11 protein-coding genes are annotated in these 15,261 nt (G+C 35.9%); 5 read left to right on the top strand and 6 right to left on the bottom strand.

The features are described 5' to 3' along the window. Positions 1-65 precede the first annotated feature (65 nt). Together IV36_RS06175 and dld are read right to left on the bottom strand one after the other, a co-directional pair. The gene (locus IV36_RS06175; protein WP_056991334.1) at positions 66-1,307 is read right to left on the bottom strand and encodes a chloride channel protein; all 1,242 of its coding nucleotides are present in this window, start codon (positions 1,305-1,307) and stop codon (positions 66-68) included. A gap of 127 nt (positions 1,308-1,434) precedes the next feature. Further along, positions 1,435-3,117, bottom strand: coding sequence for a D-lactate dehydrogenase (gene dld, locus IV36_RS06170; RefSeq protein ID WP_056991333.1), 1,683 nt, complete (start codon positions 3,115-3,117; stop codon positions 1,435-1,437). A gap of 150 nt (positions 3,118-3,267) precedes the next feature. On the opposite strand from dld, the gene IV36_RS06165 reads away from it, so the two are divergent. After that, positions 3,268-4,182, top strand: coding sequence for a LysR family transcriptional regulator (locus tag IV36_RS06165; protein WP_056991332.1), 915 nt, complete (start codon positions 3,268-3,270; stop codon positions 4,180-4,182). 54 nt (positions 4,183-4,236) lie between these two features. Here IV36_RS06165 and IV36_RS06160 read toward each other — a convergent pair whose 3' ends face one another. Together IV36_RS06160 and IV36_RS06155 are read right to left on the bottom strand one after the other, a co-directional pair. After that, complete coding sequence (locus tag IV36_RS06160; RefSeq protein ID WP_056991331.1) at positions 4,237-4,890, bottom strand: DUF421 domain-containing protein; 654 nt, start codon at positions 4,888-4,890, stop codon at positions 4,237-4,239. A gap of 1 nt (position 4,891) precedes the next feature. Beyond that, on the bottom strand, positions 4,892-5,344 hold the full coding sequence (locus IV36_RS06155) for a DUF3290 family protein (protein WP_056991330.1): 453 nt from the start codon (positions 5,342-5,344) through the stop codon (positions 4,892-4,894). 339 nt (positions 5,345-5,683) lie between these two features. Here IV36_RS06155 and IV36_RS12400 point away from each other — a divergent pair, with 339 nt between their 5' ends. The 3 genes from IV36_RS12400 (at position 5,684) to IV36_RS12390 (ending at position 7,747) form a co-directional block, all read left to right on the top strand. After that, the gene (locus tag IV36_RS12400) at positions 5,684-6,127 is read left to right on the top strand and encodes a hypothetical protein (protein WP_235810260.1); all 444 of its coding nucleotides are present in this window, start codon (positions 5,684-5,686) and stop codon (positions 6,125-6,127) included. Next, on the top strand, positions 6,012-6,416 hold the full coding sequence (locus tag IV36_RS12395; protein ID WP_235810255.1) for a cache domain-containing protein: 405 nt from the start codon (positions 6,012-6,014) through the stop codon (positions 6,414-6,416). The genes IV36_RS12400 and IV36_RS12395 overlap by 116 nt, the downstream gene beginning before the upstream one ends. A 95-nt stretch (positions 6,417-6,511) precedes the next feature. Further along, positions 6,512-7,747 (top strand): methyl-accepting chemotaxis protein, encoded by a 1,236-nt coding sequence (locus IV36_RS12390; RefSeq protein WP_235810252.1) that lies wholly within the window; start codon positions 6,512-6,514, stop codon positions 7,745-7,747. Positions 7,748-8,582: 835 nt separating this feature from the next. Here IV36_RS12390 and IV36_RS06145 read toward each other — a convergent pair. Beyond that, positions 8,583-10,643 carry a methyl-accepting chemotaxis protein gene (locus IV36_RS06145; protein ID WP_235810251.1) on the bottom strand — a complete coding sequence of 687 codons (2,061 nt, stop codon included), beginning with the start codon at positions 10,641-10,643 and terminating at the stop codon, positions 8,583-8,585. Between the two features lie 357 nt (positions 10,644-11,000). Then, the gene (gene adhE, locus IV36_RS06140; RefSeq protein WP_056991328.1) at positions 11,001-13,691 is read right to left on the bottom strand and encodes a bifunctional acetaldehyde-CoA/alcohol dehydrogenase; all 2,691 of its coding nucleotides are present in this window, start codon (positions 13,689-13,691) and stop codon (positions 11,001-11,003) included. A gap of 256 nt (positions 13,692-13,947) precedes the next feature. Between adhE and IV36_RS06135 the strand changes: the two genes are divergently transcribed. Next, positions 13,948-15,168 carry an acetate/propionate family kinase gene (locus IV36_RS06135; RefSeq protein WP_056991376.1) on the top strand — a complete coding sequence of 407 codons (1,221 nt, stop codon included), beginning with the start codon at positions 13,948-13,950 and terminating at the stop codon, positions 15,166-15,168. Positions 15,169-15,261: the final 93 nt, after the last annotated feature.

The raw sequence follows: 15,261 nt of genomic DNA, 5'->3' as shown, positions 1-15,261 counted from the left end.
GTCCCTCTGTTTATTTCATATAAACCATCATATAGTTTCCAAGACATCTCAATTTGTTAATTCAATTATTCTGGAATCAATTTTGAAGCTGCTATTGCCAGTGCAACACCAATTCCAAGAGGCAAAAAAGCAGAATAATTCAGATGACTGATCTCAATGATCATCATCAAAGCCATCAGAGGTGCTTGTTGTGAAGCCGCCAATAGCGTACATGCTCCTAATAATGAACATTGCCAAATCGGAATAGCAATAAAAAAAGAATGAAAGATTATTCCTAAAACAGTTCCAATCACTGCTCCAATTGCAATTGAAGGAGTTAACGTTCCACCAGAAGCACCTGCTCGAATAGTGAATACTGTAATAATCGCCTTTGCCAAGGCACCAACGAGTAATAGCCAGATCATTTGCTGGTTAAAGGTATCAATAGACAATTGTGCTAGTGCACGCCCATTCCCCATAATCTGTGGAAATGATATAGCAGCTATCCCCGTTACTAATCCCAGTAGTGGTAATTGCCATAGAATACAATTTCCTTTTGCCTGGAACTTTCCAGCCCATTTGAAACTCCTACGGAAAATTGCACCTAGTATTCCACAAAGAGGTGCAACAATGAGCACAAATATTAAAAAAGTCAGTGAAAATTGTTGGTTACCAACTAAATAATACGGTCCGAAGCCTTTTACAATTGTACCAATAAGCATTGCAATTGAGGACATGATTAAACTTACTACAATCGCTTTTTTCGTTACCTTTTTAAGTAATATTTCCACACAAAAAAGCATTCCGGTGAAAGGGGCACTATAGATGCCGGCAAATCCTGCACCAGCAGCAGCAGCAATTAATAATTTGCTGTCATCTTCAGATAAGTCAAGCCGTAATCTATGCAATAGGCCATTCCAGCATTGTGCGAGCATCGCCCCAGCTTCACGCGGTGCTAGTTCTCGCCCAACTGAGCCGCCTGTTCCCACATAGAAGATCTGAGTCATTACATGTATTGCAGTTTGTACAGGAGGCATTTTCTCACCCGCTAGCCCTTTGGCGATAGTCACTGGCCTTTTGACTCTTGTTCTAATAATCCACCAAATAAATGCCGCAACTATTGCCCCAATAAAAACAGATAAGAGTCGATGTACTGGGAGTATCTCTAATGATGCCGGATTTCCTGCACTTTCCTGAAAGCTAAGAAATAATCTTTCAACTCCATCTAGCAAAAGGCTCAGCAATAGCGAACTAATTCCGACTATAATTCCAAGCATAATCGTAGAGAACAAAAGAACAAAATTACTTTTTTTTAAAAAGTTATTCACGCGATACACAACCTAACTGACATATAGTTTTATTATTATCACAATTTCAATTCCTAATTATAATAAACTATAAACTACATCTCAAATCTAACTTTTAGCCCAGTACAAATTTATATTTGTTACTTTTTTAATACTCACCCCAGTATTTTTGTGTTGTTGTCTTACCAACTCCAGGGTTAAAACTATTTGTTGGATCGTTCTTCTTATAATGTGCAACCAATGACGGTGCTGCCTTGTATAAATGCCCAACATTATGTTCTGCAGGATAAATTGCACCACGTTTATCCAATAATTTCAACATTTCTTCCTTTAATTCATGCGGATCCACACCAGGTTTTAGAATATAGTCCTGATGCATAACATGATCCAAAAAATGCCCATAATATAATTTATGTTCGATCTTATCTTCAATTTCCTTTGGCAATTTTTCAAACCAATCATATTCATTACGTCTCAATGCAACATCGATAGGTAAAATATCGGTAATTGTATCTTGAAAGACTTCTTGATAACGAATTGCGATCCCCGCTGTTACATAACGATGAAGTTCAGCCCTCTTCGTTTCCTTAGGAGTTGCTTCAAAATAGTCCCCTTCAGCCGTTTGAAAATAATCTTTTAAATATTCACGTGCCTCTTGGATACCAGCACCTTCCATTTTTAAGATAAGATAATGCTCATATTTTTCATGGAACTCTTCTAAACGTTTTGGTAACTGATTTGGAAATAACATTCCAAGTTTTTGCAGAACTCTATCTGGTAGATATGGTTTAATAAAATGAAAATGTCCTAATATTCTTTCAGCTGTTGCCTTTAAAGAAAACAAATATGGTAGGAAATCTGTTCCCAATCTATCAATAACAATCAGTGAATCTTTACCATACTTTTTTGCCAAAGTATACGCTTCACTGTGCATGTATTCCCCTGAAACTGGTAAGTTTTCAAAATTCTTCATGATATGACGTCTGAGATCTTCTAGTACACTAGGATGGTTTGTCCCAATATAAAAGACTTGTGATTCACCATCTTTAGGGAAGGTATCAAGGCGTACTGCAAAGGTAGCAACCTTGCCTGCAGAGCCTGAGACTTCATACAATTGATGCGGATCAGCATTATAACGTGCTGGTGTGTCAGCCTCAACATCACGTACACGTGCTTGATAATTTGGAATATGGCCATAATGCTCGGCCTTCTTCACGTTATCAACATCAAAATTACGCTGCTCTAAATTAGTCAGAATTTCTTCTGGTGTCGTTCCTAAATCAATCCCCAAATGATTGACTAAATGAAGTTCATCATTCTCGTCAATTCTTGCATACAATGACAATTCTGTATATGCAGGTCCGCGACGGATTAATGCGCCACCAGAATTATTGCTGACTCCCCCAACCACAGAAGCACCTAAAGTCGATGACCCAATCACTGAATGCGGCTCACGATTAATTGGTTTCAAAGCATTTTCCAATTTAAACAATGTTGTTCCAGGGAATGCTAACACTTGTTTCCCATGATTAATTAACTGCAAGTCCTTAATGCGATGTCCACTTACAACAACAACTTCACGATCATATCCATCTGCGGGTATAGATCCCTCTGTTAGACTTGTATTGGAAGCCTGCATAATGATGATGATATCATGTCGATGCAATATCGTTAGCACTTGCCAAAGCTCCACAAGATTAGCTGGAAAGACAACGGCCAACGCATCCCCCTTGCCAGAACGATATCCCTTTCGAAAACGTAGTGACTTAGCTTTATTTGTAATAACATGTTTTTTCCCGACAACTGCGTTTAATTCTTCAACTGTTGACATTTTTTCTCCCTTATCAAACAAAATTTATACTAATTACCTGTATTTTAATATCTGTGTAAAAAACATCTTATAGGATATATTATAAGTAAGTGTATAATCAAATTTAACAAATACTATAACTATATGTTATTAAAAAGGAGCAACATCTATATGAATATTCAAGATATCCAGTATTTTAGAAAACTGTATATACTAAAAAACTTCTCAAAAGTTGCCAAGTTCTATAACGTTAGTCAACCTGCAATCAGTAACTCCATTAAACGATTAGAAATATTGTTTGATGCCAAGCTGATGCTTCGCGAATCTTCACGTAAGGAACTTATTATCACACCCGCAGGGGAGCAGCTCTTCCGCCATTCAATTACGATTATTAATGAATTTGAAGCCGCAAAAAAAGAAATTATACGCCTTACTGCCAAAAATTTCAGCCTAGGACTAGCCTCTGTCATTGAGAATACATATTTTTATAAAATAGCTGAAAAGCTAAATAACAGGGGGTTGCTGAATCATATCAAAATTTACGAATCGGGATCTAACAGCCTCAAAAGATCTCTAAAAAATGGCAAAATTGATGCTGCTTTGATTGGTTCATTAAATACTGAGGAGTTCACTGAGACAACACAAAATGACTTAATTGTTCAAAACTTTGCTGTAAGTAGTTTTCATATCTTCGTGTCAAAAAAACATCCTCTAGCACAGAAGAAAGGTGTCCACTTTTCCGAGCTAAAAGGTGAAAACTTCATATTATTAAATCAAAACTTTGTTCATTTAAAAGTCGCACAGATTCTGTCCAAAGCAAATAAATTACAACTGCATGAAGTCCTAGAAACCAATAACGTAAGCTTTTTAATGAATATGGTCTCACAAAATATTGGCATCACAATACTCTCTGAAGCCGCGCAGAACAATTACCCTGATATTGTAAGTATTCCTTTGATGGATGAAGTCCAACCACAGTTAATCGCAAGTATTGCCTATCGACGCAACCATTATTTTACAAATGAGCAAAAAAAATTATTGGAATTCATTGCTAATGAATTAGGTACTGAAATCGTTATTCAATAAACATTCTTTCCAGTCAAAATTCTTTACCCATTTGGCAAACTACATCATAATTCACTATTTCTGCTTAGCTGTTGCAGACTCAGTGTATGTAAAAACATTCAAGTATTTATCAACATATGTTCCTAAGTAAACATCTTTGATTTCTAAATTCTTAGACGCTAGTTGTTCCCTGAGCCACTCAAGATCATGACCTGTCTCTTCCAATATGTCTTCGTTTACCTGGCCATCCAAAATTAGTGGATACTTGATTGCCTCATCGCCGTATTGTGTAATTGTTAATTGCCCATTTTGCTCAAGTACTGCTGATTTTACTTGCTTAATGTCTGAAATTCCCTCTGTACGCAAGCGAAATGTTAAATCATTGGCACTCATTCCATTTTTCAATGCAGTAGCAACAATCAACTTACCATTTTTAATCAAGGTCTGTGGTTTACCGTCAATTAACCACTTCATATACTTATTGTGCTTAGTAATAAATCTAAGAATTGCTACCAATAATGTCCATATTAGTAAAACCAAAATATATTGCAGTACAGTAACGCTTTCATTGTAAATCATTCCACCAACAATCCCACCTAAAACATAATTTTGCATCTGATCAAGAGCATTGATGGGAGCCAAATTACTTTTCCCAGACAAATTGATTTGTAAAATAATCGTCAGCAATCCTATTGCTAATTTAATTGTCACATCTGTATAAGATAACATTTTAGTTTTTCACCCTCACGTAATGAATTGTACGATTGATTAGAACTGACTTGGACAGAGTAAAACTGTTGCTGTCATCACTCACTTCTACTTTATAAAAATGCTGTTTAATTTTAATCAACATCCCGTTTGTAATATTAGTGGTATTTGCCCAAACTTGCTCTTTTCTTACATGCTTTTCCTTAGCAGCGCTCTGAACAACTCGAATTACCTGTGATTTCTGATTATACTCGTTTTTTACATTCTGCCACTCATTCACCTGACTTCCAATAACCAGAAATAACAGAAGCATCATTATAACAAATAAGTCACGATACTTTAATTCTGTGCGTTGTCTCCACCAAAGAGTTCCCATCACTATCGCAACGATTGCCACAACGACAATACTGATAAAATAAAAAATATTTTGCTGACTATTTTGCTGTATTAAGTAATCATAAGAATAAAAATTCATCGCAGATTTCCCTTTTCAATTATTAATACCTTTTCGGTGTCAAACTACACCTCTAATTACTATTAATTATACCAGTTATCATTTGTTCTAAGTTCAATTTTGCAAAGTTAGACAAAAAAATTCTAATCACCTTTTTACACATTATCTACCGTACTATAAAAATCTTTTCATTAAATATAATTTATGCTCATTATTTTAATCATCCGTTGAAAAAAGATGATTTTACATAGTCATTTCTCATTACATACAAAATAAAATTTATACTTCCAACCTCTTAATTTTCAGAAAAAGAACCCGATTAACCTTATAAGCGTTTAATAAAAAGGAGTGTTTAATTGGATGAAAATTAAAAAAAGTTTGGGAAGATTTGTCTGGAATTTGTTGGTGTGGTTCATTGTTGCCAATGCTCTTTTAATCATGCTTTTTTCATATCTCTCGACAAAAGCAATGCTGACCACGCGCAATGAGACCAGTCAGAAAGGTGCTGTTAACACCCTAGTTGAAAGCAATAATAATCTACATAGTTCAATAAACCAAGAACTAGAAAAAATAGCATCAACTTCCGTTTTTTCAAAATCAAATTATAATTCCAAAGACGTTCGCTATGCTTTAAAGATGGCTAAAAAAGGCAATGTCACAATGGAACAAATTGAATTTGGATCTACCAATGGAGAGACGATTACCTTTGTCAAATTACCGTCAGGCTTTGATCCACGTGAACGTCCTTGGTATAAGGGAGCCATCAAAAAAAAATGGAGATGTATTTTGGACAAGTCCCTATGAAGATGCTGGAACTGGTAAAATGCTGACTACAGCAGCAATTGCCGTGAAAGATAAACAGGGACAAATAATTGGTGTTTTAGGAATTGATCTATCATATGCTGGTGTTCAAAAGACCATTTCTGGCTTGAATATTGGGAGAACAGGTAGCGTAACATTGGTGTCTAAAAGTGGAACAATAATTGCCTCTCAAGGAAAATCTAAGAAGTATACTTTTAAAAGCGGTAAAAGTATTTCAAAAAATGTCGTATTAAAGCTATTAAAGCCGCAAAACAAAAACAGGGAACCTTAAAGGTTAAGAATAGTGATACCTCTCAAATCCTCTATAATAAAAAAGGGGGCGAATGGTCCTTTTCTGTTGTAGATAAAAATGACTTACAAACAGAATTGCATACCTTATTAATAATCTCAATTATTACTATGCTGGTATTCATACTTATCGTATCATTTTTCGCATTGTATGTTTCAAAATTCATTCGAGAAACTGTTGCAATATATACCCAGCATTTTGAAGCTTCAAGCAAGGGAAAATTCACAAAAATAAATGGTCCTGAAGAAAATGGAAAGCCATTCAGTGTTGTCCTCAATCCAAAAGAATTAGGGCGGAGATTTAGTAACCCGGACGAAAATGGACATGAATTTAATAAAATTAGTTTTCACTACAATAAGATGATCGATGCCGTGGGTAGAGTAATTGACAGCGTACAAAAAGAAATTGATACTGTTGCGGATAAGTCTGAATCATTATTATCCTTGTCACAGCAAACAAGCAAAGCAACAGAAGAAGTTGCACAGGCCATCACAGGCGTTGCCGAAGTTACTACTTCGCAGGCACAAGAGACCTCTGATAGTGTAAGTCAATTAAAAAATTTAATTACTATCATTAGTGACTTGGGAATTAAAACTAATCGCATGATGAAACATTCACAGAATTCGGGTAAGATGAACCAAGAAAATCTTGAACTCTCCAATCATGTTGCTGACAACTGGAAAGATGAATTGGCTAAAACAAGGGAACTTGGAGAGGGTATTAGAGACTTAAATAAACAAGTTCAAAATGTTAACAAGATTGTGTCTGTTATCAGTGGTATTACACAACAAACTAATTTACTAGCTTTAAATGCTTCAATTGAAGCTGCAAGCGCAGGTGAAGCTGGAAAAGGATTTGCCGTAGTTGCGACAGAAATTAGAAAGCTCTCCGATCAGAGCAAGACGTCAACTAAAGAGATTATTGATATTCTAGGAAAGATAAGAAATAATGCTGATGATATTGCTAATAAAATGAATGTTTCTATTGAAGGTGGAGAAAAACAAACCAAATTAATCGATCAAGCGATTACGTCTTCTAGAAATGTTTTCGACATAAATCAAGAATTAATTCTCGGAATCAAAGAACTTGAAGAAGCTGGTCAAAAAATTGAAAAAATTCAAGCTAAGATTCAGACAGATTTGGAAAATATTGCTGCTTCTACAGAGGAAAATTCAGCTGGTACAGAAGAAGTTTCAGCAAATTCAGAGGAAGTACAAGCATCAATGGAAGAATTTACTAATTACGTAGCTCAGCTGCAGGCATCTTCTGCTTCATTGAAAAAAGTCATCGAGAAATTTGACTTCAAAAAATAGTTTTATTACCACTTATTACAAGTATCATATTGTTTATCCTGAATAGAAAGAGGAGCCAAGTCAGAATTTAACTTTTGACTTGGCTCCTCTTTCTATTTCGAGTTAACATGTTTCCAGAGACCATAAAATATAGTTTATCACTTTTATTCCAATCAATAATGCCTGTTTCAAGCTCGACAGATTCTCCTTTTGATGAAATCAGGAACGGCTTTCCTTTTTTACGATTTTCAGATCACTCTGCCTTTCTTAAAACGGACTTTTCAATAATATAAGGAGGTTATTACCAATGACCAAACAATTTTTTCAGCCAGCTCTAATAAAAGTATATGTACTTTGTAGAACAAACTTCAAACAGATGTCTTAAGACTAGATTCTACCTGCAATGTGAATGCCAGTTGTAGAACTATCAAAAAACAATATCTAACAGCATGGTTACGGAGATTCAGTATTGAGATTAATTTATTCAAAAAAAGATTATTTCTTTTAACTACCTGGATGTTTACGTCTCCAATAATTCTATTGACTGTAAGATCCTGAAAGGGTTCAAAAACTAGTCTATTTTTAAAATTTTATTTACAAAGCTTTTTCTCAGCCTTTAATTTGTATTAATGTGCCAATCAACATATCATCTTCAGTTATTACTAATTGTTCTCTGATACTTTCAAACACAGTTCAACTGAAAATAGTGTCTGAACCCATACATTTCACTGCATTGCAACATCTTTCTGTTTTCATATGCCAAAAGTACCGCAGCAAGAAAATAAACACCTTTTCTTGTTGCGGTACACTTTTGAATGTATTTTTTTAATAGTTCAAACTTCAGTTATTAAATTACCTATTCCTCTTTTTCAAACTTAAAACTTGCTACGACATTTTTCAATGTATCAGCTGTCTTCCCTAGTTCTGCAATATGGTTAGTAAATTCTTCTATAGTCGCTTGAACCTCTTCTGAATTAGCCGAAACTTCTTCTGCACCGGCTGAATTTTCTTCCGTTGCTGCAGAAATATTTTCTAAGCTTTCCTCAATTTTAAGTTGGACCTGCGTAATTTTTCCACTTGCTTGTTCAATTTCCTGAATATCTTGAATTAATTCCTGATTTACACTGAATACATCTTTTGAAGAGCTAATAGCTTGGTTTAATAATTCTGTTTGTCGTTCTCCTCCGGCCACAGAATCATCCATTCTTTTGACCATTTCTTCAGAGTCTAATTGAATTCCACCTAAAATATCATCAATTTCCTTGGTGGCCTTTTTACTCTGATCGGAGAGCTTCCTTATTTCTGTTGCAACTACGGCAAATCCTTTTCCAGCTTCACCTGCACTTGCAGCTTCAATTGAAGCATTTAAAGCTAGTAAATTAGTTTGTTGTGAAATACTATTAATTACACTGATGATTTTATTAATATTTTTAACTTGTTGATTTAAATTACCAACACTATCTTCTAATTCTTGCATATTAGCTACTTCTTGTTGCCAACTCGTTATAACCTCATTAGAGATATCAAGATTTTTCTGATTCAATTTGCTTGAATTTGATGAACGTTCATTCATCTTTTTAACATTATCATGCAATGTCGTAATAACATCTGAAAGATTTCTGACTTGTTCTACACTACCTGAAGTTTCTTGAGCTTGTGACGTTGTAACTTGTGCAATCCCAGTAATGGCCTGAGCCACTTCTTCGGTGGCTCTATCGGTTTGCTGTGATAGTTCTAACAAAGAATCTGATTTATCGGCAACGACCTTGCTTTCACCTTGAATCTGAACAAATGATTTACCAACAGCATCTAGCATTTCATTATATTGATACGAAATTTGATTAAACTCTTGACCATCTTTATCGGGCTCACTCATTTTACGACCTAATTTAGCCGGCTGAAAATATAATTTCCAATTTTTCTTGTCACCAAAAGACTTAATCTTAACAAATTCTCCCTTGCTAGCCGCTTCAAAATGCTTAACATAAACTTCAATAGCTGCTTTAATTACTTTAGAAGAATAGATTGCGTATAATGTTGCAATTATTAACATAAGTATTACAACAATGATTGTAATAATAAGCAATGAATTCAATTCACTATTTAAATCATCGCCATCAACCACGGCAAAACTCCAATTATCACTATTTTTGTTTCCCTTATTGTAATATACTTTTCCAATCTTATCGATTTGCAAAGTTCCTTTGATAGCATCTGCCTTAGCAATCTTTTTAAAAATAGTTTGTCCTTTTATACTATTTCCTTGCTTAAATGTGTACTTCTTGGATTTCCCATTTGAAACAATCACGATGCCATTTTTATGAACCAACGTAACACTCCCAGTTCGTCCAATTTTCATTGCATCAATAGCTTGACTGATTCCGTCATAAGTCAAATCCAGTTCCAGTACACCTACCTGTCCGCTAGCATTCTTCAATGCGATTGCAGCCGTTGTTACAGTTTGACCAGTTTCTGCATCTTGATAAGGTGCTGTCCAAACGACTTTCCCAAATGAGGCGATAGCTTTTTTATACCACGGACGCGAACGCGGATCATAACCCTTGGGCATTTTTGATAAAGTAAGATAATCTCCCTTACTTGTTCCAAACCCACTATACTTAATCTGTGCATTAGCATTTTGCGAATCTGTTAATATTCGCTTAATATCACTATTGTTAAATGATTTACCATTAAAAGTTGCCCCTTTTGATAATCTAATTAATTCTTTTTGCGTGGAAACTTTGAAATTCTTATTACTATTTACCAAAGACTCAACAGCACTTTGCTGGCTAAACAGATTTCGTTGTGTTAATAATTTTGTCATTGAAATATAAAAACTTGCCATTAACACCAGAATAGTCAACAGTGTAACACTAAATACTATCTCACCAATAAGCCTACCTAAACTTTTTTTCATTTGACGCACCATCCCTTTATAAAACGTTTCAAAAGATATTATCGGAAAACTCCAAAAATGTTTAAGTGATTACAAGTATTAATTTACGTTCCAAATAGTAGTTATTTATATATACTAACTATTAGTATGTAACTAAATTGGTAAGATTTGAATACTAACGTGAAATTATGCAGACACAATATTTTCTTTGCAATATATAATTCGATAATTGGTGGAAAATATAGCTACTCTACTTGTGAGGCAAACTTATACATAATCTAAAAAAAGCCCTCCGAAGAGAGCTCTTTAAATCCATCAGTAAAATTGATAAATTTTATATACTAGCCAATTTTGCCCACCTTAATCAGCTAATAGACTCTAAAATTGATCAATCAATATCTGACGAATTTCATCTAGACTAGGCTGACGTGGATTAGCTGGTGTGCACTGATCGTTATAGACTAAGTCCACTAATTTATCCAGCGAAGCCTCAAATTTTTCCTTTGTAACACCGTTAGCTGATAATTTTGGTGTAACATCAACTGAAGCCATCAACTCCTCAATCTTTTGGCAAAGCTTTTCAACCAATTCAGCGTCATTTTTACCTTGAAGACCGATAAAACGTGCAATATCAGCATAGTCTTTTTGTCCGCTATAGACTTCATAGCGAGGGAAAGGTGTCCGTTTAACCTTACCGGCAACACCATTGAAACGAACAACATGCTGCATTGCAATAGAGATCGCTAACCCATGAGGTAATCCAAATTCACCACCAGTTTTGTGTGCCAATGAATGATTAATCCCTAAGAAAGCATTGGCAAACGACATTCCGGCTAAGCAAGCGGCGTAATGCATATTCTCACGAGCTTTTTCTCCTCCACGTGTTGGGTTTTTTGCATCAAATTTGTACGATTCGCTCAAGTTTTCAAAAACTAACTTGATTGCCTGCAATGCCCATGGACGAGTAAAGTCTGAGGCCATTACTGAAACATAGGATTCAAGTGCATGTGACAAAGTATCAAGTCCTGACCAAGCAACCGTACGTTTTGGAACTGTCATAACAAATTCTGGATCAACAATCGCAATTTGTGGTGTCAGCTCATAATCCGTTAATGGATATTTAACATGTGTATTATCATCAGTAATAACTGCATATGGTGTCACTTCGGAACCTGTACCAGAAGTTGTTGGAACAGCTACTAGCTTAGTATTCAATTGATGGTGGAACTTAACGATTCGCTTCCTGATATCAATAAACTTCTGCTGCAAGCGCGTAAAGAGTTCACTTACCTGATCGTAACTATCTAAGAATCCTTCAGGCTGGTCAAGAGAGTACTCGTAAATGAAACGCGCGATCTTAGCAGCATCCAAAGCCGAACCACCACCGATAGCAATGATAGTGTCTGGCCCAAATTGAGCCATCTGTTTTGCGATTTCAATTGTTTGGCCTAGCGTTGGATCAGGTCTAACTGTCCCATAAATCGAAGTCTTTACAGGTTCGTCGCGTAACGATAATTGTTCATAAAGCTTATCAACAAAGCCGAACTTTACCATTCCGGGATCAGCAACAACAAAGGCACGGTTGATATTTTCAACTTGATCTTGCAGATAGGAAACTGCATTTTTCTCATAGTATATTTTTTCTGGTAAACGGACCCATTGAGGTCGATTACGGCGTTTAGCAACAGTCTTTACATTTAATAAATCACTGGTCGATAAATTATGTGACAATGAATTTTTCCCCCATGATCCAGTTCCGAGTGTCATACTTGGGCGCAATGCATCAGAATAAACATCGCCTATCCCACCAAGTGAATCTGGTTGATTAACCAAGATTCGCGCAGCCTTGGTCTGATCTGCATAATCATTAATAAATGGATCCGACTGCGAACCAATTTGAATAGCCGCGTTATGACCGGCACCTTGATAATTGAGTAACTTGCTGACAATTTCGATCCCATCTTGACGATCTTTCGCTTTGTAAACTGACAGCAGCGGTGAAAGTTTTTCAGAAGAGAGTTTCTCACCGATATTCTTCGGATCAAGTTCAAACAACATAACGTCTTTATCTTCTGGCAAAACAACTCCCGATTGCTCTGCAATCCATCTAGCAGTTTTCCCAGCAACTGGTCCATTAACACCATGTCGATCGTTGAAAACAAAGTCGGCAACTTTTTGATAGTCCTTCTTAGGAACAATATAGGCACCTTTATCTTGCATCTTTTTCAACCAGTCATTATAAACAGGTGCTTCAACAACAACAGAGTTTTCAGTTGCACAAATCATTCCATTATCAAACCTTTTAGATAACAGCAAATCTTCGACCGCTCGATCCAAATCGGCCGTATGATCTACAAAGATTGCTCCATTTCCTGCACCCACACCCATTGAGGGATTTCCGGATTTCAATGCAGCATTAACCATCCCAGGACCACCAGTAGCTAAGATTGAAGCAATTTTCGGATTGCGAATCAAGGCTGTCGTATTGTCTAAACTTGGTACTTCAATCCACTGAACGATATTTTTAGGAGCACCCGCAGCGATTGCAGCATCATACAATATTTTAGCGGCATGAGCTGAACATTTTTGTGCTTGCGGATGGAAGGCAAAGATAATTGCATTTCGTGTCTTTAGAGCCAACAAAGTTTTGAACATTGCTGTTGATGTCGGATTGGTAGTAGGAACAATCCCAGCTAAAACACCCAGCGGGGCAGCAATTTTAACTTGACCGGCAACCTTATTCTCTCCAATAATACCTACTGTTTTTTCATTTTTAATAAGATTGTAAACATTTTCAGTTGCAAAACGATTTTTTGTATCCTTGTCTTCAACAACACCACGTTGAGTTTCATCAACAGCCTCATGTGCTAGCAACAAAGCTGCCTCGGAGCCTGCAAGGGCTGCAGCTGCTACAATTTTATCAACCTCAGCTTGAGTATAAGTAGCATAAGACTTCTCAGCAATCAAGGCTTTCTCAACCAAACTACCAGTATAAGCTTCTGCCTGTTCATATTGTTTCGCTTTTTCTTCAGGAGAAAGCGTTTTTTTAACTTTTTTAGTAATTGTCATGTGTTAATCCTCCCTAAATGTCAATTTTGCTTTAATCATTTGTGAAAATAATCACTATTTTGATACAAGTTAATAATACCGCTTTCACTTGTGAATTACAACACTTAATAAAAATAAAATCAAAACAAGCTTTATAATTTATAACAGCCTATAAATAAGCAATTATAAATGATCAAAAATTAATAATTGACAAAAAATTTAATAGTGTTACCATTTTGTGTGAATATAATCACATGTATGGAGGGAGATTTTGTTGATGAAAAAAGTATTATCGATCAATTCCGGTAGTTCATCGTTGAAAATCAGCTTGTTTGCAATGCCCACAGAACAGCGCTTAGCAAAAATTATGGTTGATTACTCAAATGAAACTAATCAACTAGTTACCATCACGTTACCGAATCATGAGTTAATTGCACAACACTATACAGGAAAAATTACACCTGTTGAACTCGCTTTAGATTTATTAAAGAAATACCAAATTATCACTACCTCGCAAGAAATTACTGCGATCGGCCACCGTATTGTTGCAGGTGGAGAACTTTTTCAACATTCAACAAAAATTACACCAGAGGTAATACAAAAATTAGAAAGCATCAACGAACTAGCCCCTCTCCATAACCCAGCAAACGTCGCTGGTATTTTGGACGCGGAACTAATACTACCAAATTGTCCTCAAATTGCTGTCTTTGATACTTCTTTTCATACTGATCTACCACCAGAAAACTTTTTGTATGCATTACCGCTTGAATACTACCGCAAATATAAAGTTAGAAAGTATGGTGCACATGGTACAAGTCACCGCTTTGTTGCACAACAAGCAGCAAAAATGCTGAAGTTACCATTAAATGAATTGAAATTGATTACATTACATCTAGGCTCTGGGGCTTCGGTAACAGCAATTAAAAATGGTAAAAGTCTTGATACTTCAATGGGTTTCTCTCCTCTAACAGGACTAATGATGAGTACTCGCTGCGGTGATGTTGATCCATCGGCCTTGGTTTATTTGCTGAAACATCACGCCTTTTCGAATATGGACGAATGCATGAAAGTTTTAAACCAGCATTCCGGTTTACTGGGTGTATCTGAAGTCAGCCGAGATATGCGCGAAATTGAACGTGAATCTCCAAGAAACCCACAAGCTGAACTGGCAATAAAAATGTTTGTAAAACGAATTTGCGATTATATCGGAGCATACTGGCTTGAATTGGGTGGTGCCGATGCTCTAGTCTTTACTGGGGGAATCGGTGAAAATGATAATCACGTGCGAGAATTGATTTGCAAGCGTCTAAATTGTTTGGGTATTAAATTTGAGTCAATACAGGATCAATACCATGACTCACCTTTTGATTTTGCAACCACTGATAGTCAGGCACGCTTATTGGTAATCCCAACAGATGAAGAACTGATGATTGCCAGAGACGCTTATGAACTGACTTCAACTAAACAATCATTCAGTAAATCCGCAGTTAATTATTAGCGTACTCACTAATAATCAAAATCTTCTACTTTCTGGAGAGGCTGTGACATAAGTCTCCATAATAAAGGCCGGTTTGGAAAAATCTTTGGTTTT

Origin of the sequence: Liquorilactobacillus mali, assembly GCF_001437155.1 — a bacterium.
GTDB classification, from domain to species: Bacteria; Bacillota; Bacilli; order Lactobacillales; family Lactobacillaceae; genus Liquorilactobacillus; species Liquorilactobacillus mali_A.
The sequence above is the reverse complement of the archived record's forward strand: the minus strand, read 5'-3'. Positions and strand labels throughout refer to the sequence as shown.